Genomic DNA, 599 nt, shown 5'->3' on the forward strand with positions numbered 1-599 from the left:
TAAACTCATCCCTGACACATTTATTCTTCATGTTTAACTCAAGAGCAGGGTAGTTGTATTGGCTATTCGTGTTTACAACATGAGCTTTAAGTTGGGCTCCATGCTGAACCAACTTAGTTCGTCGGCGCAGTAAATCGCGAGTCGCTCTCATCTCTCTTGGATAATCATAGGCAAGAGGAAAGTTACCGCCTCTTAACAAACTAGCAATTTTATATGAGTCGATTTTATCGTTTTTGGCTTTACCACCGTGGATAGCCTTCATATATAAAGCATGACCCAGGACAAAATCAATGTTGTGCTCAGCGCATAAATCACTGACCCAATACCAGCAATGCATACACTCAACGGCAACGACCACGTCACCTATATAGGGTTGCAGCAAATTTAATAACGCTCGTTTATCAGCGCCAATCTTCTGGTGAAGAACCTTTTCGCCTTTGTTATTTAATATGCAGACATAAAGAATTCGAGCATGTAGGTCGATTCCGCAGTAAAAATTGTGTAATTTAGTATAAAATTTCATTGAGCTTTCTCCTTTTGGTTTGGTCGCCTTGAAGTTTAGCTAAAAGCTAAACTTCGGGGAGAAGGTTCAATAAGTA

1 protein-coding gene is annotated in these 599 nt (G+C 40.1%); it reads right to left on the bottom strand.

Annotated elements, in window-relative coordinates; translation table 11 throughout:
* A partial coding sequence (locus Q4575_RS19700; RefSeq protein WP_303523939.1) for a transposase occupies positions 1-523 on the bottom strand: 523 nt, incomplete at its 3' end.
* Positions 524-599: the final 76 nt, after the last annotated feature.

The sequence above is a fragment of the Psychrosphaera sp. 1_MG-2023 genome (genome assembly GCF_030548245.1).
In the GTDB taxonomy this organism is placed as follows: domain Bacteria; phylum Pseudomonadota; class Gammaproteobacteria; order Enterobacterales; family Alteromonadaceae; genus Psychrosphaera; species Psychrosphaera algicola.